Origin of the sequence: Pseudomonas sp. BO3-4 (assembly GCF_034044115.1) — a bacterium.
In the GTDB taxonomy this organism is placed as follows: Bacteria; Pseudomonadota; Gammaproteobacteria; order Pseudomonadales; family Pseudomonadaceae; genus Aquipseudomonas; species Aquipseudomonas alloputida.
In genome coordinates, this window is sequence record NZ_CP139018.1 from 4,205,079 (window position 1) to 4,226,965 (window position 21,887).

The following is a 21,887-nucleotide window of genomic DNA, read 5'->3' on the forward strand; positions in this document are numbered from 1 at the left end:
CTTGTAGGAGCGGGTTCACCCGCGAATGCGTCATTGATTTCAACGCCACATTCGCAGGCCAACCCGCCCCAAGGTTCCGTTGCCGCCCGGGAATCTAGACCAACGCCTCCCGCACCTTCGGGTCAAGCCCCTCCCCCGCGTGGGCCTCGCTCCACTCCGCCAATTGCCGGAGCATCGCCGGCGTCCAGAAGCTCTTCAGATGCTGCCGCACCCCTTGCACCGCCAGCGCCCGGTCTGGCTCGCTGTCGAAGTAATGGGCAATCTGGTTGGCCATCTTGACCAGGTTTTCACTGCTCATCGGCGAACCTCGGCTTTCTCCGCAGTACGGCGCTCTTTCAGCAGCCGCTGCTGTTCATCACTGAAGTCCTGATAGCGCTTCTGCCATTGCGATGGCTGGAACACTTTCACCACTTCCACTGCCGTCACCTTGTACTCGGGGCAGTTGGTGGCCCAGTCGGAGTTGTCGGTGGTGATCACGTTGGCACCCGACTCCGGGAAGTGGAAGGTGGTGTACACCACGCCCGGCGCCACCCGCGCACTGACCTTGGCACGCAGCACAGTCTGCCCGGCGCGGCTGCCGATGCCGACCCAGTCACCGTCGTGGATGCCACGGCTTTCCGCGTCGGTCGGGTGGATCTCCAGGCGGTCGGCATCATGCCAGGCAACGTTGGCAGTGCGCCGGGTCTGGGCGCCGACGTTGTACTGGCTGAGGATACGACCGGTAGTCAGCAGCAACGGGTAGCGGTTGTTGACCTTTTCGTCGGTGGGCACGTAGCCGGTGAGCATGAAGCGGCCCTTGCCACGCACGAACTGGTCGATGTGCATGGTCGGCGTGCCGTCTGGCGCAGCGTCGTTGCACGGCCACTGCAGGCTGCCATGGCGGTCGATTTCCGCGTAGCTGACACGACGGAAGGTCGGCGTCAGGCGGGCGATCTCGTCCATGATCTCGGACGGGTGGCGGTATTTCATCGGGTAGCCCAGGGCGTTGGCCAGGGCCACGGTAGCTTCCCAGTCGGCCTTGCCTGCCAGCGGCTCCATGACCTTGCGCACCCGCGAAATACGCCGCTCGGCGTTGGTGAAGGTGCCGTCCTTTTCCAGGAACGAACTGCCCGGCAGGAACACATGGGCGAACTTGGCAGTTTCGTTGAGGAAAATGTCCTGCACCACCACGCACTCCATGGCGAGCAAGGCCGCCGTGACGTGCTGGGTGTTGGGGTCGCTCTGGGCGATGTCCTCACCCTGGCAGTACAGCGCCTTGAAGCTGCCATCCAGCGCCGCCTCGAACATGTTGGGAATGCGCAGACCCGGGTCAGGCTGCAAGGTCACGCCCCAGGCCCGTTCGAACTCGGCGCGCACGCCCTCGTTGGAGACATGCCGGTAGCCGGGCAGCTCGTGGGGGAACGAGCCCATGTCGCACGAGCCCTGCACGTTGTTCTGCCCGCGCAGCGGGTTCACCCCTACCCCTTCACGGCCGATGTTGCCAGTGGCCATGGCCAGGTTGGCAATGCCCATCACTGCGGTGCTGCCTTGGCTGTGCTCGGTCACACCCAGGCCGTAGTAGATGGCCGCGTTGCCGCCGGTGGCATACAGCCGTGCCGCAGCGCGGATCTGCTCAGGTGGCACGCCACAAACCGGGCCGAGCACCTCGGGGGCGTTGTCTGGCAGGCTGACGAAGTCGCGCCAACGGGCGAAGTCTTCGGTTTCGCAGCGGGCATCGATGAAGCTTTGGGCCAGCAGGCCCTCGGTGACGATCACGTGGGCCAGGGCGTTGAGCATGGCCACGTTGGTGCCCGGGCGCAGTTGCAGGTGCAGGTCGGCGCGGGCGTGCGGCGAGTCGACCAGGTCGATACGCCGTGGGTCGATCACGATCAGCCGCGCCCCTTGGCGCAGGCGACGCTTGAGTTGCGAGCCGAACACCGGGTGCGCATCGGTGGGGTTGGCGCCAATCACCAGCACAACGTCGGCCTGCATCACCGAGTCGAAGCTTTGCGTGCCGGCTGACTCACCCAGGGTCTGCTTCAGGCCATAACCGGTGGGCGAATGGCACACCCGTGCGCAGGTGTCGACGTTGTTGTTACCAAACGCCGTGCGCACCAGTTTTTGCACCAGGTAGGCTTCTTCGTTGGTACAGCGGCTGGAGGTGATGCCGCCGATGGAGTCGCGCCCGTATTTGAGCTGGATGCGGCGGAACTCGCTGGCGGCATAGGTCACGGCCTCGTCCCAGCTGACTTCCTGCCACGGGTCTTCCAGGCGCTTGCGGATCATCGGTTTGGTGATGCGGTCCGGGTGGGTGGCGTAGCCCCAGGCAAAGCGGCCCTTGACGCAGGCGTGGCCGTGGTTGGCGCCACCGTTCTTGTCCGGGACCATGCGCACCAGCTGGTCACCCTTGATTTCGGCGCGGAACGAGCAGCCAACGCCGCAGTAGGCGCAGGTGGTAATGACCGAACGCTCAGGCTGGCCAAGCTGCACCAGGCTCTTTTCCGTGAGGGTCGCGGTCGGACAGGCCTGCACGCAGGCGCCGCACGACACGCATTCGGAAGCCAGGAAGTTTTCGCCCCCCGCGGCCGCCACCCGCGATTCGAAACCGCGCCCGGTAATGGTCAGGGCGAACGTACCCTGGATGTCCTCGCAGGCGCGCACACAGCGGCTGCAGACGATGCACTTGCTCGGCTCGTAGTCGAAATACGGGTTGGAAACGTCTTTTTTCTCGTCCAGGTGGTTGGCGCCGTCATAGCCGTAGCGCACCTCACGCAGGCCCACCTGGCCGGCCACGGTCTGCAGCTCGCAGTTGCCGTTGGCCGAACAGGTCAGGCAGTCCAGCGGGTGGTCGGAAATGTACAGCTCCATCACGTTGCGACGCAGGCCGGCCAGGCGCGGGGTTTCGGTACGCACCACCATGCCTTCGCTGACTGGCGTGGTGCAGGATGCCGGGTAGCCGCGCATGCCTTCGATTTCCACCATGCACATGCGGCAGGAGCCGAAGGCTTCGAGGCTGTCGGTGGCGCACAGTTTGGGGATGCTGGTGCCCAGCATGGCGGCGGCGCGCATGACCGAGGTGCCAGCAGGCACGCTGATGGCGCGGCCGTCGATGCTCAGGCTGATCTGCACGTCGCTTTCGCGGGCCGGGGTGCCGAGGTCGCTGCTTTTATCAGAAGCGGGGTCGAAGAAATTGATCACTGTGCGGCCTCCGTGGTGGTCAGCCCAAAATCGGCGGGGAAGTACTTGAGCGCGCTGGCCACCGGATAGGCAGTCATACCGCCCATGGCGCACAGCGAACCGTACTGCAGGGTGTCGCACAGGTCGCGCAGCAACAGTGCCTGGTCATGGCGCTCGGTGATGTCGCTGCTGGCGATCAACCGGTCGACCACTTCCATGCCCCGGGTGGAGCCGATGCGGCACGGGGTGCACTTGCCGCAGGACTCCTCGGCACAGAACTGCAGGGCGAAACGCGCCATGCTGGCCATGTTCAACGTATCGTCGGCCACCACCACACCGCCGTGGCCGAGCATCGCGCCCACGGCAGCAAACGCTTCATAGTCCAATGGGGTGTCGAAATGGCTGGGAGGTACCCAGGCACCGAGCGGGCCACCGACCTGCGCGGCCTTCAGCGGCCGGCCACTGGCCGTGCCACCGCCATAGCCTTCCACCAGCTCGCGCAGGGTCAGGCCGAACGCGCGCTCGACCAGGCCACCCTGGCGAATGTTGCCGGCCAGCTGGAACGGCATGGTGCCCAGCGAGCGGCCCATGCCGAAATCGCGATAGAACGCCGCACCCTTGGCCAGAATGATGGGCACCGAAGCCAGCGTAAGCACGTTGTGCACCAACGTCGGCAGGCCGAACAACCCTTGCAGCGCAGGCAGCGGTGGCTTGGCGCGGACAATGCCACGCTTGCCTTCGATGGATTCGAGCAGCGCGGTTTCTTCGCCGCAAATATAGGCGCCGGCGCCCACCCGCACTTCCAGGTCGAACGCCTGGCCGCTGCCGGCTACGTCAGCACCCAGGTAGCCAGCGTCACGCGCGATGGCGAAGGCCTGGTCAAGTACCCGGATGGCGTCGGGGTACTCCGAGCGCACATAGACGTAGCCCTTGTCGGCCCCCACGGCAAGGCCGGCAATGATCATGCCCTCGATCAGTAGGAAGGGGTCGCCCTCCATCAGCATGCGATCAGCGAACGTGCCCGAGTCACCCTCGTCGGCGTTGCACACCACGTACTTCTGCCCGGCGCCAGCGTCACGCACGGTGCGCCACTTGATGCCGGCCGGGAACGCCGCACCACCACGGCCACGCAGGCCGGAGTCGAGTACTGCGGCAACCACTTCGGCACCGTCCAGCGCCACGGCGGCCTCAAGGCCTGCGAAACCGCCATGGGCACGATAGTCGTCCAGTGACAATGGGCGGGTGATGCCCGCGCGTGCGAACAGCAAGCGTTGCTGGGTCTTGAGATAGGGTATTTCTTCAACCGGCCCCAGTGCCAGCGAGTGGCCACCGGGTTCGCCCGCCAAGGCATCAAGCAGTGACGGCACATCGTGTGGCGTAATCGGGCCGAAACCCAGGCGCCCTTGCGCACTGTCGCACTCGATCAGCGGCTCCAGCCAGTAAAGCCCGCGCGAGCTGGTGCGCTGGATGTCCAGTGGCAACTGGCGGCGCTCGGCCTCATGCAGCAGGGCATCGGCAACCTGATCGGCACCCACGGCACGGGCTACCGAATCACAGGGAATATACAGCTTCAGCATGCTGAGTCCTCCCGGCAACCGTTAACCAAGTCCCGCAGGCGCTCAGGGGTGAGGCGCGCGTGCACCTGGCCGTCCAGCTCCAGCGCTGGCGAGCAGGCACAGGCACCCAGGCAATAAACAGGGCGCAGGCTGATGGCGCCGTCGGCGCTGGTGCCGTGGTCGTCCAGTGCCAACTGTTCACGCAATTGCGCGGCCAGGGCTTCGGCGCCACGGCTCTGGCACGACTCGGCACGGCACAGGCGCAGGGTGTGGCGAGCGGGCGGCGCGGTGCGGAAGTCGTGATAAAAACTGATAACCCCACGCACTTCAGCCAGGCTGAGGTTGAGGGCATGGGCGATCTCGGGAACAGAAGCGTCGGGGATGTAACCCAGCTCGTGCTGGACGGCATGCAGGATCGGCAACAGGGCACCCGGGGTGTCCTTGTCGCGGGCCAGAATGCGCTGGATTACAGGCAGGTGGAGCAATTCATCAGGCATACAGCGGACCTCGGCATCACGGACCCTGCCTGATTTTTTTAAGGGGCAGGTTTCCGGCGTGTTCTGCTGCGGCGCACCGCCCACGTCACAGTTGCGTGGTACTGGCGGCCTCCTCGCCCACGGCCGCACGTCTGCGCGCACTGACCCTTAGGCATCCTGCTAGCATGGCACTTGTAGCGCCGAGGGGTTGCATGCGAGCGACCAGGCGCATTCTGAAACCGACGAACGTGGTTACGCCCCGGCATCATCTGCCGCGGCTTGCCGATCAGGTGGGTCTTGAAACCATCGTTGCATGCACCAGGCCCTCGAAACCGAACCTGGTCCATTGCCGGGCCTGCCAGACGGCAGCCCCGGCAATGGGCTGCCATCCAGCATGGCTACGGGGCAGAACGCGACTGAGTTCAGTCGGTAGACTTCACCGTTGCGGTGTCGGCGGCGGGGGCCGGAGCCTGGGCCTGGACCTGGGCCTTTGACTTCGCTCGATTGCGTCGATCCTGGCTGCGTTGCCGCGCAGCCTGCTGCTTGGCATGCAGCGCCTGAGCGGCGGTCACAGTACCCGCGGCCTGACCGTTCAAGTCAAGGCGCGGAGCATTCTCCACCATGCTCGCCCAGTATCGAGTGCCCCGGCACCACGTGGAAATGCCCAGCTTGAGCTGTTCGCGGGTTAACCCAAGCAGCTCCAGGTGTTGCTCGGCATCCTTGAAAATGCCCTCCTTGAGCGGCACCTTGGGGGCCGGGTTGACCGGGAAAGCCAAGGGAAAATGCTTCTGCAGTGGCCAGATCGCTGCCACCGCCGGGTCCATCTCACGCGGCTTCGCCTGCGGGGGCGACTTGCGCTTGGGCGGTTTCGCGCTCTCGGCCTTTACCTGCCCTTTTTCCGCCCGCAGGCGGTCTCGTAGCTCAGCTAGTTGTTCAAAACCCATTGTTCATTCACTGCTTCGAAGTTGATTGCGTGGTGCAAGGATACCCCATGCAGCCAGCACATTGCTTGCAGGCCAACTTTCCCGGCCAGCCCAGGCACAAGCGCATGCCTGTGCGACGGCCCTCAGCTGAACACCCAAAGCACGCGTGTGGGCTTGTCGGTCAGGTTGGCATACCGAAAACGGGCGTGGGGTTGCAACTGAAAACTGTCATTGGCGTACAGCGTGACCGGGTCAGCATCGCCCAACCATACGGTCAGTTCGCCTTCGAGCACGAAGCAGCCCTGCTCCGAGCTGTCGTCCAGGTACTCCTCGCCACTGCTGGCCCCCGGCTGCAAATGGCTATCCAGCATGGAAAACGCGCCCGTTATGGAGGGCGATGCCAGCACATCGGTGATGCCACCGGCCAGGTGCAGCGTGCGACGCTCGTGCGGACGGGTCACCCAGTCGAGCTCACGGGGTTTGTCCAGCTTGTAGAAGTAGGCTGTGGATACACCGAGCTCTTCGCTGATGGCTGTGAGATCGGCCACGGTCGGGCGTGACACGCCGCGTTCGACCTGGGACAGAAAGCCCACCGAACGGCCGATGCGCTGTGCCAGCTCGCCCAGTGTCAGGCCCTTGAACTTGCGCAGGTCGCGAATCAGTACTGCCAGGCCTTCGATTTCTTCGTGCACTTTCATGGTTGAATCGCGACTTTCAGACGGGAAATGGATGCCCAGAAAAGTACAGGATTCATTTCACAAAGCAAAATGCTTTGCGGAAGGTGCCTGAGGTGAAATGTACGATGGCGGCACCGATCGAGCACCGCGAAGGCGGCGCTCGATCTCACAGGTGCTGAGAACAGCTAACCAGGCCCTCTGCCCTTACCGAACAGCCTCATAGGTCAGGTCCAGGCACTTGCGGGCTTTCTCCACCAGTTCGTCGATCTCTTCGATACTGATCACCAGCGGTGGCGCGATGATCATGGTGTCGCCTACAGCGCGCATGATCAGGCCGTTGTCGAAGCAGTGCTGGCGACAGATCATGCCGACACCTTTGCCTTCATAACGGGCCCGGGTGGCCTTGTCTTTCACCAACTCGATCGCACCGAGCATGCCCAGGCCGCGCACTTCGCCTACCAGCGGGTGGTCGGCCAGTTCGCGCAGGCGTTGTTGCAGATAAGGCGCGGTTGTATCGTGCACCTGCTGGATGATCTGCTCGTCACGCAGGATCCGCAGGTTCTCCAGGCCCACCGCTGCCGCCACCGGGTGGCCGGAATAGGTGAAGCCGTGGTTGAAGTCGCCGCCTTCGCTGATCACCTTGGCCACCTCGTCACGCACGATCACCCCGCCCATGGGGATGTAACCGGAGGTCAGGCCCTTGGCGATGGTCATCAGGTCAGGCTTGAGGTCGTAATAATCGGTGCCGAACCACTCACCGGTACGGCCGAACCCGCAGATCACTTCGTCGGCGACGAAGAGGATGTCGTACCTGGCCAGGATGTCCTTGATCTTCGGCCAATAGGTCTGCGGCGGAATGATCACGCCACCGGCGCCCTGGATCGGCTCGGCGATGAAGGCGGCAACGTTGTCCACGCCAACTTCGAGGATCTTCTTCTCCAGTTGCTCGGCCGCCCACACACCGAAGTCGGCCTCGGTCATGTCGCCGCCTTCGCCAAACCAGTACGGCTGCGGGATGTGCACGACATCCGGGATCACCCCGCCCTGCTGGTGCATGCCACTCATGCCGCCCAAGGCGGCGCCCGCCACGGTAGAGCCGTGGTAGCCGTTGATGCGGCCAATGATGACCTTCTTGTTCTTCTGGCCCTTCAGAGCCCAGTAATGGCGGACCATGCGCAGCACGGTGTCGTTGCCTTCGGAGCCGGAACCGGTGAAGAACACGTGGTTCATGCCTTGCGGGGCCACCTCGGCGATCGCCTTGGCCAGCTCCAGCGCGGGCGGGTGCGCGGTCTGGAAGAACAGGTTGTAGTAAGGCAACTGCTTCATCTGCTGGCTGGCGACATCGGCCAGCTCATCGCGACCATAGCCGACCGCCACGCACCACAGGCCGGCCATGCCATCGAGAATCTTGTTGCCCTCGCTGTCCCACAGGTACACGCCCTTGGCCGAGGTGATGATGCGCGGGCCTTTCTCGGCCAGTTGCCTGACATCGCTGAACGGGGCCAGGTGATGGTCGCGGCTCATGGTTTGCCAGGCAAGGGTCTGCGAATTCTGTTCACTCATTGACTTCACTCCATCAAGTTGCGCAGCCGCGCTGCGAGGGTATTTTTTACAGGTGGGAAAGGCCGCTGCTCAGGCAGACAGCAACAGCCTCTGGCGCAGTACCGAGCGGTGCCGGCAGGCCTTGCCAAAGGACTGGAAGATGGCCAGGTAATGTGGGTTATCCATGACCTGGAACTCGGGGTGCCATTGCACACCCAGGGCAAAACCCTTGCTGTTCTCGACCGAAATCGCTTCCACCAGGCCATCGGGCGCCAGCGCTTCCACCCTCAGCCCGGGGGCCAATACGTCGATGCCTTGGCCGTGGATGGAATTGACGTCGAATATTGCCGGCAAGCCCATGCGGTCGAGCATGCCGCCAGGCTCTACATGCAGGGTGTGGCGCGGCCCATATTGCTTGTCGAGGGGCTCATCCTTGCCTTCGCGGTGGTCCATGAACATGCCGGTCTCGTGGACCTTCTGGTGCAGGGTGCCACCCAGCGCCACGTTCATTTCCTGGAAGCCACGGCAAATGCCGAGTACCGGTACACCGGCGGCGATGGCGGCGCGCATCAGCGGCAACGTGGTGGCATCGCGCAGAGGGTCGTGATGGGTGCCCGCGGCACTGGCCGGGCCGTTGTAGTGGTACGGCTCGATGTTGGACGGCGAACCGGTGAAGATCAGCCCATCCACCACGTCAAGAATATCGGCGCTGTCCATCAGCTCACCGAGGCTGGGAATGACGATGGGCAGCCCACACGCCGCCTTGGCTGCCGCGCGCGCGTATTTCTCGCTGATGGTCTGGGTTGCATGCAGCTCAATCATGCTGGTGCATGCGGTAATGCCGATCACGGGCACACGTGGCATATCTTCCTCCGGCAAATCCATATTGCGCGTTGTATTGAAACGGTAGAAAGGGAGGGTGCAGCGTCGCTGTTCCAACCTCGGCACCTACAGGAACCAGCGGTATTCGCGGGCATCGATGTGGTGCATGAAGTCCAGTTGCTCCTGGTATTTGTTTTCGCAATAGACCATCACGAACTCGCTGCCCAGGCCTTCGTTGACCACCGGGTGATGACGCATGGCGGCCAAGGCGCTGAGGGCATCCTTGGGGAAGTCGATGCCGCTCTGGCGGTTGTCGTTCAGCGGGGCGATGGGCTCCACGCCACGATCCAGACCATGCTCCATCCCGGTCAAAATGGCCGCCAGTACCAGATACGGGTTGGCGTCGGCGCCAGCGAGGCGGTGCTCGATGCGCAGGTTGCGCGGGTCGGACTCGGGGATGCGGATGCACGCGTCACGGTCTTCGAAACCCCAGCTGGCCTTGCTCGCCGCGTTGACCATGGCGCCATAACGTCGGTAGGCATTGTGGTTGGGGGCAAAGATCGGCATGCAGTGCGGCAGCAGCTCCAGGCAGCCTGCCACCGCATGGCGCAGCTTGCGCTGTTCGCTTCCCGCCAGGATGTTATTGCCGGATTCGTCGTACAGGCTGACGTGCACATGCATGCCGCTGCCTGGCGCGTCCAGGTAGGGCTTGCTCATGAAGCTGGCACGGTAGCCGTGCTTCATCGCGATACCGCGGGTACTGCGGCAGAACAGTGCCGACCAGTCCGCCGCACTGAGGGCATCGTCGCTGTGCGAGAAGTTGATCTCGAACTGGCCTGGGCCCAGCTCTGCAGTGATGACGTTCGCCGGCACGCCCTGCTCGTTGGCGCCATCGACCATCTCGTGCAGGACCGACGAGAAGCGCGACAACCGCTCGATGTGCATGTTTGGCTGATCGTCTTCATCCTCGGTTGCCGTGTCACGTGGGTACTGCGGCAGGCCGTTATCAAGCTTGCGGTCGAACAGGTAGAACTCCAGTTCGAACGCCACCACCGGGCGGATGCCACGCTTGGCCAGACGCTGAAGCACACGCGCCAGCACTTCACGGGGCTCGAACTCGATCGGCTTTGCGGTGCCGTCGGATGTGATCAGCATCTGGGCGATCACTTCCTTCTCCCAACGCACCGGTTTCAGCGTACCCGGCACCAGGCGCCGGGCGGCATCCGGGTCGCCGTCGGCGAAGCAATAGTCACCAATCGGGTAAAGGCCGCCCTGGGTACCCAGCAGCACGCAGTTCTGCGGCAGCTTCAGTGGCGCACCGGCTGCGACTTTTTCCAGCATGTCCATGGGGTAGCGCTTGCCGTAGAAGTGCCCGGGGATGTCCAGCGCAATCAGGTCGACATAGCGAATTGCCGGGTGTTCTGCTCGGAACGAGCGCACTTCAGCCAGCAGGTCCGGAAAGATGACACTCATCTTCTTATCCTTGTGAGGTGAACGAATTCAATTGAAGACCCAGAGCACACGGGTAGTTCTGTCCGTCAGGTTGGCGTAACGGAACGGCGCATGGGGTTGCAGCTGGAAGCAGTCGTTGGCTTGCAGGGTCACGGCATCGCCCTGGTCCAGCCACACCGTGAGTTCGCCCTCGAGCACGAAACAGCCCTGCTCGGAACGGTCGCTCAAGTACGCCTCCCCACTGGTGGCGCCCGGCTCGAGAAGGCTGTCGAGCATGGAGAAGGCGCCTGCGATGGTCGGCGAAGCCAGCACGTCGGTGATGCCCGACTCCAGGTACAACGTGCGCCGCTCGTGGGGGCGCGTGACCCAGCCAATGCTGCGGGGCTTGCTCAGGTTGTAGAAGTACGCGGTTGATACGCCGAGCGCTTCGCTGATAGCGGTGAGGTCTGCCACGGTCGGGCGCGAAACGCCGCGTTCGACCTGGGAGAGGAAACCCACCGAGCGGTTGATGCGCTCGGCCAGTTCACCCAAGGTCAGGTTCTTGAATTTGCGCAGGTCGTGAATAAGGATCGCGAGGGCTTCAACCTCTTCGTGTCTCTTCATCGTTTCGGACTGCCGTGAAATTTTTAGACTTATTTTTCATGAAAATTTACATGAAAAATTTCACGCGTCAAGCTGAACAATGAAAATGTGCAGCCGCCAACAGAGGGCTTGCTGCGCAGCGTGGCGGATTGCCTGCGGTGGCGCGGGTTTCTTTACAGGCGCTCGGCGAGTAGCCTCGTGGGTGAATCCTCCAGCCCGACCCTGTCCATCGCCATGCCAAACGGTTTCCCTGATTTGCCCTCACTCAATGCGCTACGTGTGTTCGAAGTGGTTGCCCGCCACCTGAACTTTCGCCTGGCCGCCGACGAGCTGGGGGTGACCCAGGCGGCAGTTGCACAACAGATACGCGGGCTGGAAGCGAGCCTGAACCTTCGTTTGTTCGAGCGCCTGCCCCGGGGCCTGGCACTGACCGATGCGGGGCTGGGCTACAGCGGCAGCATTCGCAACGCCTTGGCGATGATCGATGAGGCAACCCGCCTGCTGCGGCCACAGGCGTCTCACCTGACGGTCAGCGTGACACCGACCTTTGCCTCCAAATGGCTCATTCCCCGGCTGGGCCGCTTTGCGCACAGCCATCCGGACATTGATTTACGTGTACTGGCCACAGATCGGCTGTCCCACTTCAATACCGACGGCGTGGATCTCGCAGTCCGCTATGGCAAGCCCGACATCGGCGCGGGTTTGAACAGCGAACTGTTGATGGAACAGCGTATCGTCGCCGTGGCCAGCCCAAGGTTGTTCGAAGCCAGCAAAGTCCCCACCAGCTTCGAGCAGCTTCAAGCGTTCACCCTGCTTCACGATGCCCATGATTTCTGGCCTCGGTTCCTTGCACAACTGTTCCCGCAACACGGGCAAGCGACTGCCAAAAACCTGCGGTTCAACCAGACTTCATTGGCCATCGATGCCGCCATCAGTGGTCAGGGTATTGCGTTGGCAAGCCTGGCGTTCGTCAGTGATGACCTCGTCGCGGGCAGGCTGACCCAGGTCTTCGCTCAGCAACTCAGGCTCGATAAGTCGTTCTATCTGGTATGGCCACGAAAGTTGCAGCAGCCGGAGTCGCTAGGCATTGTCCAGCGCTGGCTCAAGCAACAAGCAGGCAATAGTTAATCTACTGCCTTGGTGAAGTTTAGCTGTCTCCCTCGCGGCCACGACTGCTGCTAATTTTAGTGCACCTAAGCATTCAGCCATTAACGTTCCGGAGGCAGCATGTCAGTAGAAAAAGTTGCGATCATTACAGCAGGTGGCAGTGGTATGGGCGCGGCAGCGGCACGGCGCCTGGCCGCTGACGGGTTCAAGGTCGGCATCCTGTCCTCCTCGGGCAAGGGCGAAGCGCTGGCTGCCGAGCTTGGCGGTGTGGGTATAACAGGTAGCAACCAGTCGGTTGAGGACCTGAAACGCCTGGTCGATGCCGTGGTGGAAAAGTGGGGGCGCATCGACGTGCTGGTCAATAGCGCCGGCCATGGTCCGCGCGCGCCAATCCTGGAAATCAGCGACGAAGACTGGCACAAGGGCATGGACACCTATCTGCTCAATGTCATTCGCCCGACTCGCCTGGTGACGCCCTACATGCAGCGCCAGAAAGGGGGCGTGATCATCAACATTTCCACCGCCTGGGCGTTCGAGCCGAGTGAGCTGTTCCCGACGTCTGCAGTGTTCCGTTCGGGCCTGGCCGCATTCACCAAAATCTTCGCCGACCAATTCGCCGGGGACAACGTGAGGATCAACAACGTCCTCCCCGGCTGGATCGACAGCCTGCCGGCCACCGAACAGCGCCGCGACAGCGTGCCGCTCAAACGCTATGGCACCCGCGAGGAAATCGCCGCCACCATCGCGTTTCTCGCCAGCGAAGGCGCTGCCTACATCACCGGGCAGAACATCAAGGTCGATGGCGGCGTGACACGTAGCGTTTGATTGCCCGTTGGCCGCAGCATACGCAACGGCGACCCCCACCTCCTTCGAAGCTATCGGTCAGCGTCACCCTTGCTGGCCGGTGGCGGGTATTAGGTTAGCGAGACGGCGTGCCCATCTGCTGCTGATGCTGCATCATCTGATCCATCATCATCTGTTGCATTCCCATGTATCTGTCCATCATGTATTGGTGCTGCTTCATCTGCTCAGGCGTCATTCCGGCGTAATGGCTGCTCATCTGCCCCCAGCCCATCATGTGGCCGCTCCCCATCATGCGACCGCCCATCATGCCGCCGCAGCACCCCATCATTCCCTTCATCATGAGCATTCCTTGCTGCATCATGGCCTGGTGATCTTGCATGAGTTTCTGGCGCTGGACTGGATCGGTAGTTTTGTGGATCAGGCTCATTTGATCCTGCATTTTTTTCAGATTTTCTTGAGCCTTCGCCATCTCCTGATCAAATTGCTCAATGTTCATCGACTGTTGAGTCGGCTCGGCGGCGCTGGAGGCCTGCTGGGCAAGGGTTAGAGCAGGAAAAAGAACACCCGCCAAAGCCAGGGCGACGAGTTTGGATGCTGTCATGGTTCAGATCCTTATAGGGAATGGCGGGCAGGGAATGGAACGTTGCTGTTCAGTATAGGTCTCGATTAAGGACGCAAACTGGTGCACGTTGAAAGGTGTCGCTGACACCTAAGCAAGTCGTGAGGGGCGCGCGCAAGCATTCATGGGCTACCGGCGCAAAGTTAAATAATGCGCCATCACCCAAACACTGTGTGTCGACAAGGGTTGTGCCGGCGGCGCCGATGGCAATCCAAACCGCCTCTTCGCGTGGAACGGCCCAACCTTCTGCCGTTCATGCTCGCCCCTGGCTTCATTTTTTAACGCGGGAGGATCGCCAAGAAGACCTCATGCGCATCATCAGGCGTAACTCAACCAAGCCGATGCGGCTTCGCCAGCGTCATTTCCACGCATCAAGACCGCCAGTAGGGTTCTCAGCTTTGCTTTTGAAAAACTCTCGTAAATGATCAACAAAATAAGCGACTTTCGCAGATAAATTCAGGCGTTCTAAATAGACAGCGTAAATGTCTGCCGGCTCGGTCTCATAATCGTTCAAGACTTCCACAAGCTGACCTGTACGTAGATAACCGGCCAGGTTCCATTCCGCTCGCATCAATATCCCATGCCCGTCCAGCGCCCAAGTCAACGCTACCTCTCCATCGTTAGTACTCAAGCTCCCGTGGACCTTGATGGCGTCGAACTGTTTGCCTTTAGACATACGCCATATCCCGAATGCGGATTCATTTTGACGCAACACGATACAGTTGTGCCGGACCAGGTCTTTTGCCGTCTCAGGAGTTCCGTGGGTACGTAAGTACTCAGGGCTTGCACACAAACGTCGGCGATTAACCGCTATTTTCCTGGCAATGAGCCTTGAATCAGGCAGTTCACCAAAACGGATCGCCACGTCAATTGCGTCATCAGGTAGATGGATAGGCCGGTCCGTCAGGTGAAGCTGAACTTCAACCTCTGGATAGCGCTTGGCGAAGAGTGAGATGGCTGGCCCTACATGGGTGCGGCCGAAGCCCAGCGGTGCATTCACGCGCAACAAACCCTTTGGCTCGGCCCTGCTGCTGGATACCTGCCGCTCCATCTCCTCGATCTCGCCGAGAATGCGTTTTGCATTGATCAGGTACGTCTCACCTTCGGCCGTGAGGCTGATGCTGCGCGTCGTTCGGTTCAACAAACGAACGCCGAGACGCTTCTCCAATTGCGCAAGCCGCTTGGTTACAGCGGGGGGAGTGAGGTTCAGCTCACGGGCTGTCGCTGCCAGGCTGCCAGCCGCCACCAACTGGCTGAAAAAAGCAAGTTCCGACACAGGATTCATAATTAACCTCAAGGAAATAATGTCTTAAATCTGAGTCTATTACACCACTCAGAAAAAACCATTACCTTAGGCCTGCCTGATTAACCACAAAAACGCTGGGCTATTTAGCTTTGCCGGTCTTGCCTGTCTGCCGCTTAGCCCAGTCGCCACATAAATCCGACTCACAACAATAATTCGGAGACGGCAATGGCCAAACGATGGATAAGTAAGCTGTATGTGCAGGTACTGATTGGCGTCTCAATTGGGGTACTGCTAGGCGTGCTCTGGCCGGAGGTCGGCGCAGACATGAAGCCACTGGGTGATGCCTTCATCAAACTGATCAAGATGGTTTTTGCACCGATCATCTTTGCAACCGTGGTTCTCGGCATCGCCAAAATGGAAAACATGAAGGAGCTCGGCCGTGTCGGTGCCCGGGCCCTGATCTACTTCGAGGTTCTCTCCTCTTTCGCATTGTTGCTGGGCCTGATCGTTGTGAACCTGGTGCAACCTGGCCAAGGCATGAACATCGACCCTGCCACCCTGGATAGCAATGCCATCTCTACCTACACCGCTGCTGCCGTTAGCGGATCGGGCGGCTTCACCGACTTCTTGTTGCATGTAATCCCCGGCAGCGTAGTGGATGCCTTTGCCAAGAACGAAATCCTGCAGATTCTGCTGTTCTCGACCTTACTCGGCATTGCGCTGGCCAATCTAGGAGAACGCGGCAAGCCCGTAGTCGATGTGCTCGAGTCGTTTTCTCACGGCATGTTCTACATCGTCGGCATGGTGATGCGCATTGCTCCGCTGGCAGCCTGTGGCGCCATGGCTTTCACCGTCGGCAAATATGGCCTGGGCTCCATCGTTTCGCTGGGCAAGCTGATGGCAACTATGTACGTGACCTGCTTCCTGTTCGTGGTGATCGTTCTCGGCTCAATCGCTCGGATGTCTGGGTTCAGCTTGTGGAAGTTCCTCAAGTACCTGCGGGAGGAGCTGTTCACCGTATTGGGCACCAGCTCATCGGAGTCTGTTGTGCCACAAATGATGAACAAACTGGAGAAGGTCGGCGTCTCGAAACCGGTAGTAGGCCTGGTCATTCCTTCGGGGCTGACTTTCAACCCTGACGGCCAATGCATCTACTACACAATGGCGGCGATATTCATCGCGCAGGCAACCAATACCCCACTGACCCTCATGGACCAGCTGATCGTCCTGGGCGTGCTCCTGCTCACATCCAAAGGCTCTGCAGGCGTCACGGGTTCGGGCTTCATCACCCTGGCCGCAACCCTGGCCACCATGGACAACATCCCTGTAGCCGGCATGGTTCTGCTTCTTGGCGTAGACCGCTTCATGTCTGAGGCTCGCGCCATTACCAACACCATCGGCAACGCCGTGGGCACCATGGCCATCGCCAAATGGGTCGGCGCCCTCGATAGCACCAGGATGAATCAGGTCTTGGATGGCCAAGTGGTGGGCGAGCCAGAAAAAAGCGAATCACTGCCTTCGGCTACCAAGCCTGCCATTGACTCTGACCCAAAAAACCTTGTGATGCACTGAGGAAGTAAACATGGAAACCGTAGACAAAGAAGCCGCTGTGGAATCGCTGACCGACGTCTTGGCGAAGTTCACCGCCTACATCGGCAAGCGCCTGCCCAAGGATGTAAAAGAAAAGACCGCCAAGCTGCGCGCAGCGGAAACCAACCCGCTGGCCATCGCCGTCTACGACTCGATGGCCGACAACCAGGATTACGCTGACAAGCTGAACCGCCCCAGCTGTCAGGATACCGGTGTGATCCAGTATTTCATTTCCGCCGGTGCACGCTTCCCGCTGCTGGGCGAAATGGAGGGCATCCTCGAGAACGCCACCAAGGAGGCGACCATCAAGGGCCCGCTACGCCATAACGCAGTTGAAACCTTCATCGAAAAGAACACCGGCACCAACACCGGCTCGAAGATCCCGTGGCTGGACTGGGAAATCATCCCCGATGCCGACTACGCCATTGTCGATGTGTACATGGCGGGTGGTGGCTGTACGTTGCCGGGCTCGGCCAAGGTGCTGATGCCAGGGCAAGGCTACGAAGGGGTCACAGAGTTCGTCTTCGATGTCATCACCTCCCGCGGTGTCAACGCTTGCCCGCCTTTGCTGGTAGGCGTGGGTGTATCGACCTCGGTCGAGACCGCGGCACGCCTTTCGAAAAAGGCCATCCTGCGCGAAGTGGATTCCAGCCATCCCAACGAAAGTGCAGCGATGATGGAGAAGCTGCTGGAGGAAGGCCTGAACGAAATCGGCATTGGCCCCCAGGGTTTGACGGGCAACAGCAGCGTGATGGGCGTGAACATTGAATCGTCGGCCCGACACCCCTCGACCATCGGCGTCGCGGTATCGACAGGTTGCTGGGCGCACCGCCGCGGCAAGATCCGCATCAATGCCGACCTCACTTATGACATCCTCTCCCATGAAGGCGTAGTACTGTGAAAAAGATCCTGACCACTCCAATAAGTGACGAAGATTTGGCAAGCCTGAACGTTGGCGACGTGGTTTACCTCACTGGCCAGTTGGTGACTTGCCGAGACGTTGCACATCGCCGGCTTATCGAGTTAGGCCGGGAGCTTCCTGTAAATCTTCGCGGCGGCGCGATCTTTCACGCAGGCCCCATCGTCAAGAGAAAGGACGATGGCAGCTTTGAAATGGTGTCGATCGGCCCGACGACTAGCATGCGCATGGAAAAGTTCGAGAAACAGTTCATTGAGCAAACTGGGGTAAAGCTGATCGTCGGCAAAGGCGGCATGGGCCCGGAGACCACCACGGGCTGCCTTGAAAACAAGGCGGTGCATGCAGTGTTTCCAGGCGGCTGTGCCGTCTTGGCAGCGACCCAGGTGGAAGAGATCGAACGCGCCGAATGGCAGGACTTGGGCATGCCGGAAACGCTATGGGTCAACCGTGTACGAGAGTTCGGCCCACTGATCATTTCTATCGACACCAAGGGCAATAACCTGTTCGAGCAGAACAAAGCCCGGTTCAATGAACGCAAAGGCGCGGTGATCGAGAAGATCAATAGCCAAGTACGGTTCATCAAATAAGCGAATGGGCGGTGAAGGTGATCAACTCCACCGCCCAACACCGCCATCCCCTGCCCTCTCAACGTACTCGCTGAACGTCCAAAGTAGTGGAACGCGACGCGTCATACATCCCAAATACGCCCAGAGACAGCCATGCACAACCGCAGTCATCATCAATTGCGAAATGACTTCCGTGTTCTTCTCAACGGTCACGCTTGCCTGAGTACCGCTTCGGTTTTTGACCCTTTATCCGCACGCATCGCTTCGGATCTCGGCTTCGAAGTTGGCATACTGGGCGGCTCTGTTGCCTCCCTGCAAGTGTTGGGTGCTCCTGACATCGCTTTAATCACCCTTAGTGAATTCGCCGAACAGGCCACCCGAATTGGCCGCGTGGCTAGCCTTCCGATAATTGCTGACGCTGATCATGGATATGGCAACGCCCTTAACGCCATGAGGACAGTTGTCGAGCTAGAACGGGCTGGGGTTGCAGCACTCACCATCGAAGATACCCTCCTGCCTGCCCGATTTGGCAGCGGCGCCCTGGAGCTGATCAGCACCGAAGAAGCCACCGGTAAACTGCGCGCGGCGCAAGAAGCAAGGATTGATAGCTCACTCGCCATCATCGCCAGAACCCACGCTGGTGTGCAGCCGCTACAGGACGTTATCCGTAGAACCAGGGAATTCGAGCGATCGGGTGCCGATGCGGTGTGCCTCGTTGGTGTGAAGGATGTTCATGAACTCGCCGCCATCGCCGATGGATTGACCCTTCCAGTGATGCTAATCACCTATGGCAACAGCGAGCTTCGGGATGCACCTGGCCTGGCAGAACTCGGCGTGCGCATCGTGGTGGATGGCCATCAAGCATACTTTGCCTCGGTTCAGGCCACCTATGAAAGCCTGCGCATACAGCGCCGTCGCCAGGTTAACGCTGACAAATCGGCCTCAACGCTCGTTGCTGGCTATTGCTTGCAAAACGAATATAAAGACTGGGCAGCAGAGTTCATGCTTTTCTCAAAGTAACAACTCAGCACTGTTGAACGCCCCTTTCCGATCCAGGCGACGGATCAATCAAGGGATGATCGCAAACCAGTCCCATCAGTGTCGGCCAAGGTCAGTTATCCCGCCATGTGTCTGGAGGCGTGTTTGCTTGCGGTAAAAGGCGTGAATAGCCCACACCACCCCTACGAACAACAAGCCTGTTCCAAGCGCTTCCATAGGAGACGGCCAGCGTTGGTTGATGAGCAGGCCCATCGTAGTTGCATAAATGGATCCGCTGGCGATCAATTGCCCGCTCAGCGCCAGCGGTAGACGCCGCGTTGCGATTGACCATGCCCAGGCACCTGCAAGGGTGGCCCCTAACCCCTGAATCAGCCCACAGACGATCAGCGCCTGAGTACCTGCCAATCCGCTCGGATGGCTAGCGAAATGAGACAGTTTCAAGTACAGCCCGACCGGGATGAACGCCAGCATTTCGGCGCTGCACATGAAGATCAACATGGCTGACCACAACATGGGAGACATGCTTGGGCGTCGAGCCAAAGCACTTTCATTCAATAGACCAAAACCGGTCCAGAATGCGATTGCCAGCAACGATGCAAGCAGCCCAAGCAGTAACGATGCGGTTGGGAGCACTGCCGCCGCACGGCTAGCATCAAACACGCTCAGATTGACCAGGCTGATGCCCAGACCCGCCACCAAGAGTGGCCCGGCAATGGCGCGCCAGGGCACGCTGGCACTGCGCAGGTTGCCGGCAATCGCGAGCACGATCGGTACTGACCCCATCATCACCGGAGGGATCACCGGCCCGGCTGCCAAGACCGCAGTGGTGATCAGGAAGAAGTAGCCAATGTATCCCAAGAAGCCCAGCAGTGCGGCACAGGCCCAGTCAATCAGTCGCAATTGCCGCACTGCGCTACGGTAAACGAACAGCACCAGCAGGCTACCTAACCCGGCAAAGGCATAGCTCACCACCGCCAGGTCAAAAAGGCTGTAGTCACCGACCAGCCCCGGAAAGATGTAGAGCAGTGACCAGGAAAAGGTGGCGGCAATGGCCGCTAACAAGCCCAGGGTCATACGCCCTGCTCCTGCCTCTGGATCCAGCAATGAGCTATTTGTCGGGCAGTGTCGAATACCCGCATGTCCTGGCCCATCGCGCCGCTGACAAAACTGCCCTCCAGCAAGATAAACAGCCCTTGGGCAACTGCGTCGGGGTCGTTTATACCGGCGCTTATGGCCAAGGCAGCAAGGTTTTCGCGTATCCCTTGCTTATGCCGGCTCACTGCCAAATGCACGGGGTGGCTAAACTGGGGGAATTCAGCCGCACTGTTGACGAACAGGCACCCGCGCTCGCTATCTTTTAAAAGAAAGCGTTCATACAGATCGAAAAAAGCGAGCATGCCACTGACCGGCTCAGGATGTCTGGCCAAGGTGCACGCTACCTCTTCACGCCAGCGTCGGTCACGCTCCTCAAGGCACGCCACTATCAGCGCATCCTTGGAGGGGAAATGGCTGTAGAGCGTCATTTTGGTAACACCCGCCATCGCGGCAATGGCCGTTACCCCCGTCACGTATACACCTTGCAACAGAAACAGCTTCAGCGCGGCATCAATCAAACGCTCACGGGTATTGTCCAATTCAAGGCACTCCGGCAAAGGGACGGAGCTGACTATACTGACCGGTAAGATTCAGGCCGCATCCAGATACGACCTGAAGCATGGCCGCTACGACACAGAGCGCAGCAGCAAAACGCAGGCCTGGCCAATCAGAGACTTGCTACGCCAGCTAAGCGCCCCCTGTACTTGGGATGCGAATCTGGGCTGTGTGGCTGATCGTGCCGTCTACCCGCTTGCGAAACACCGCTTGGCCCAACGTGTCTTGGGCATGCCGGTGGCAACTGTGTTTACCGAGATCGATCCCGACCCGTGCTGACTCGCTCGTGATGATGGCCTCCAAAACAAAACACCCTGCGAAAGCTTAGCCCTCGCAGGGTGTGGGGGTGACCCGTTCATTTAGCCCGGTCTACGCTGGGCTTTCGTGCACGCTAAAGCCGGTACGGCATGGATGCGGTCAAATTATCGATCATTTTTTGAAGAAGACCCGACAGCGTTGCTGAGGCCTTTCGAATTATGATCGCCTGGCGTCGTTCGAGAGATGGCCGTGGACTTGGCCAAACCGCGAGTGTCCTTGGAGTGAGCGACACCCGAGGTGGTGGTGCCATGACCGTTGTCGCTGTTGCGCGAGCTTCCGTAATGATTGCCGCTTACCCCATGATCGCGTGTCGCCTTTCCAGCGTGATCACTTCCAAGGCCCTTCCCGCTTCCACTATGCCCTCCCATGCCACCGCCATGTCCGGCGCCGTTTCCACCGCCATGTCCGCCGCCACCGCCATGACCACCGCCGCCGCCGCCGCCACCGCCACCGCCACCGCCACCACCACCGCCACCCTTGGCATAGGCGGAACTGATCGGGGAGATATCGGCGGGCAAGAATGCCGTCATCCCGAGTGCCAATGCACAAGCAAAGACAGCAACCAAAGGTTTTTTCATTTTTTGTTCGGCTCCGGAGGCGCGAGTGGGTAGCTAAAGTGCAGGTTGGACCTGACACAGACACCAAAGTTCTCGCATTCCGACAGACTGCCAGGGAAATGCCGATCACGTTTTCCCGAGCGCGTAATGAGCAACATCTCGACCGCGCCAGGCCCATTTTTCGGCCGATAGCGCAGCGTTCAACAACTACCGGCGCCCCATCCACAGGTTCGACAGCGCAAACAACGTGGTCCGTTGTGCAGTGTTCTTGACCAAGCCACGAAAGCGAGCCTTCACATAACCGAACTGGCGCTTGAGCGGACGAC

Annotated in this window: 21 protein-coding genes and 1 pseudogene; 6 read left to right on the forward strand and 16 right to left on the reverse strand. The window is 60.4% G+C overall.

Annotation, left to right across the window (positions count from 1 at the left end; translation table 11 throughout):
• Positions 1 to 94: 94 nt before the first annotated feature.
• From REH59_RS19470 to REH59_RS19515, 10 genes are all read right to left on the reverse strand, one after another.
• The gene (locus tag REH59_RS19470; protein WP_003248864.1) at positions 95 to 298 is read right to left on the reverse strand and encodes a formate dehydrogenase subunit delta; all 204 of its coding nucleotides are present in this window, start codon (positions 296 to 298) and stop codon (positions 95 to 97) included.
• Positions 295 to 3,177 carry a formate dehydrogenase subunit alpha gene (fdhF, locus tag REH59_RS19475; protein ID WP_320450343.1) on the reverse strand — a complete coding sequence of 961 codons (2,883 nt, stop codon included), beginning with the start codon at positions 3,175 to 3,177 and terminating at the stop codon, positions 295 to 297. Before fdhF ends, REH59_RS19470 begins: the two co-directional genes overlap by 4 nt.
• Positions 3,174 to 4,733 (reverse strand): formate dehydrogenase beta subunit, encoded by a 1,560-nt coding sequence (locus tag REH59_RS19480; RefSeq protein ID WP_003248861.1) that lies wholly within the window; start codon positions 4,731 to 4,733, stop codon positions 3,174 to 3,176. Before REH59_RS19480 ends, fdhF begins: the two co-directional genes overlap by 4 nt.
• The gene (locus tag REH59_RS19485; protein ID WP_003248859.1) at positions 4,727 to 5,209 is read right to left on the reverse strand and encodes a formate dehydrogenase subunit gamma; all 483 of its coding nucleotides are present in this window, start codon (positions 5,207 to 5,209) and stop codon (positions 4,727 to 4,729) included. The genes REH59_RS19480 and REH59_RS19485 overlap by 7 nt, the downstream gene beginning before the upstream one ends.
• Positions 5,210 to 5,610: 401 nt before the next feature.
• Positions 5,611 to 6,132 (reverse strand): ProQ/FinO family protein, encoded by a 522-nt coding sequence (locus tag REH59_RS19490; protein WP_014753898.1) that lies wholly within the window; start codon positions 6,130 to 6,132, stop codon positions 5,611 to 5,613.
• 122 nt (positions 6,133 to 6,254) lie between these two features.
• The gene (locus tag REH59_RS19495) at positions 6,255 to 6,809 is read right to left on the reverse strand and encodes a helix-turn-helix domain-containing protein (RefSeq protein ID WP_003248854.1); all 555 of its coding nucleotides are present in this window, start codon (positions 6,807 to 6,809) and stop codon (positions 6,255 to 6,257) included.
• 183 nt (positions 6,810 to 6,992) lie between these two features.
• A complete protein-coding gene (locus REH59_RS19500; protein ID WP_014859680.1) occupies positions 6,993 to 8,351 on the reverse strand; it encodes an aspartate aminotransferase family protein in 1,359 nt (452 codons plus the stop codon).
• A 69-nt stretch (positions 8,352 to 8,420) separates the two neighbouring features.
• Positions 8,421 to 9,194 carry a gamma-glutamyl-gamma-aminobutyrate hydrolase family protein gene (locus REH59_RS19505; RefSeq protein ID WP_012053133.1) on the reverse strand — a complete coding sequence of 258 codons (774 nt, stop codon included), beginning with the start codon at positions 9,192 to 9,194 and terminating at the stop codon, positions 8,421 to 8,423.
• Between the two features lie 84 nt (positions 9,195 to 9,278).
• The gene (locus REH59_RS19510) at positions 9,279 to 10,625 is read right to left on the reverse strand and encodes a glutamine synthetase family protein (RefSeq protein WP_014859679.1); all 1,347 of its coding nucleotides are present in this window, start codon (positions 10,623 to 10,625) and stop codon (positions 9,279 to 9,281) included.
• Between the two features lie 27 nt (positions 10,626 to 10,652).
• Positions 10,653 to 11,207, reverse strand: a complete 555-nt coding sequence (locus REH59_RS19515; protein WP_004576758.1) for a helix-turn-helix domain-containing protein — start codon at positions 11,205 to 11,207, stop codon at positions 10,653 to 10,655.
• Positions 11,208 to 11,420: 213 nt separating this feature from the next.
• On the opposite strand from REH59_RS19515, the gene REH59_RS19520 reads away from it, so the two are divergent.
• Both REH59_RS19520 and REH59_RS19525 read left to right on the forward strand, forming a co-directional pair.
• Complete coding sequence (locus REH59_RS19520; protein WP_088513735.1) at positions 11,421 to 12,314, forward strand: LysR substrate-binding domain-containing protein; 894 nt, start codon at positions 11,421 to 11,423, stop codon at positions 12,312 to 12,314.
• Between the two features lie 99 nt (positions 12,315 to 12,413).
• Positions 12,414 to 13,118, forward strand: a complete 705-nt coding sequence (locus REH59_RS19525) for an SDR family oxidoreductase (protein WP_014859677.1) — start codon at positions 12,414 to 12,416, stop codon at positions 13,116 to 13,118.
• A gap of 94 nt (positions 13,119 to 13,212) precedes the next feature.
• On the opposite strand, the gene REH59_RS19530 is transcribed toward REH59_RS19525, so the two are convergent.
• Together REH59_RS19530 and REH59_RS19535 are read right to left on the reverse strand one after the other, a co-directional pair.
• Positions 13,213 to 13,698, reverse strand: a complete 486-nt coding sequence (locus tag REH59_RS19530; protein WP_014859676.1) for a hypothetical protein — start codon at positions 13,696 to 13,698, stop codon at positions 13,213 to 13,215.
• 376 nt (positions 13,699 to 14,074) lie between these two features.
• A complete protein-coding gene (locus REH59_RS19535; RefSeq protein WP_004576754.1) occupies positions 14,075 to 15,001 on the reverse strand; it encodes a LysR substrate-binding domain-containing protein in 927 nt (308 codons plus the stop codon).
• Between the two features lie 186 nt (positions 15,002 to 15,187).
• Between REH59_RS19535 and REH59_RS19540 the strand changes: the two genes are divergently transcribed.
• The 4 genes from REH59_RS19540 to REH59_RS19555 all read left to right on the forward strand — a co-directional run bounded on the left by REH59_RS19540 (position 15,188) and on the right by REH59_RS19555 (position 19,057).
• Positions 15,188 to 16,534 (forward strand): dicarboxylate/amino acid:cation symporter, encoded by a 1,347-nt coding sequence (locus REH59_RS19540; protein ID WP_014859675.1) that lies wholly within the window; start codon positions 15,188 to 15,190, stop codon positions 16,532 to 16,534.
• Positions 16,535 to 16,544: 10 nt separating this feature from the next.
• Positions 16,545 to 17,453: a L(+)-tartrate dehydratase subunit alpha gene (gene ttdA, locus REH59_RS19545; RefSeq protein WP_004576752.1), complete on the forward strand. Its 909-nt coding sequence runs from the start codon at positions 16,545 to 16,547 to the stop codon at positions 17,451 to 17,453.
• Positions 17,450 to 18,058: a L(+)-tartrate dehydratase subunit beta gene (gene ttdB / locus REH59_RS19550; protein ID WP_004576751.1), complete on the forward strand. Its 609-nt coding sequence runs from the start codon at positions 17,450 to 17,452 to the stop codon at positions 18,056 to 18,058. Before ttdA ends, ttdB begins: the two co-directional genes overlap by 4 nt.
• Positions 18,059 to 18,190: 132 nt before the next feature.
• Positions 18,191 to 19,057: an isocitrate lyase/PEP mutase family protein gene (locus tag REH59_RS19555; RefSeq protein WP_004576750.1), complete on the forward strand. Its 867-nt coding sequence runs from the start codon at positions 18,191 to 18,193 to the stop codon at positions 19,055 to 19,057.
• Positions 19,058 to 19,132: 75 nt separating this feature from the next.
• Here REH59_RS19555 and REH59_RS19560 read toward each other — a convergent pair whose 3' ends face one another.
• The 4 genes and pseudogenes from REH59_RS19560 to REH59_RS19575 form a co-directional block, all read right to left on the reverse strand.
• Complete coding sequence (locus REH59_RS19560; RefSeq protein WP_014859674.1) at positions 19,133 to 20,110, reverse strand: DMT family transporter; 978 nt, start codon at positions 20,108 to 20,110, stop codon at positions 19,133 to 19,135.
• The gene (locus tag REH59_RS19565) at positions 20,107 to 20,670 is read right to left on the reverse strand and encodes a TetR/AcrR family transcriptional regulator (RefSeq protein ID WP_014859673.1); all 564 of its coding nucleotides are present in this window, start codon (positions 20,668 to 20,670) and stop codon (positions 20,107 to 20,109) included. The genes REH59_RS19560 and REH59_RS19565 overlap by 4 nt, the downstream gene beginning before the upstream one ends.
• A 438-nt stretch (positions 20,671 to 21,108) precedes the next feature.
• Positions 21,109 to 21,582 carry a hypothetical protein gene (locus tag REH59_RS19570; protein WP_155766716.1) on the reverse strand — a complete coding sequence of 158 codons (474 nt, stop codon included), beginning with the start codon at positions 21,580 to 21,582 and terminating at the stop codon, positions 21,109 to 21,111.
• 186 nt (positions 21,583 to 21,768) lie between these two features.
• Positions 21,769 to 21,885 (reverse strand): annotated as a pseudogene (locus REH59_RS19575) (IS5/IS1182 family transposase); the annotation flags it as partial.
• Positions 21,886 to 21,887 lie beyond the last annotated feature (2 nt).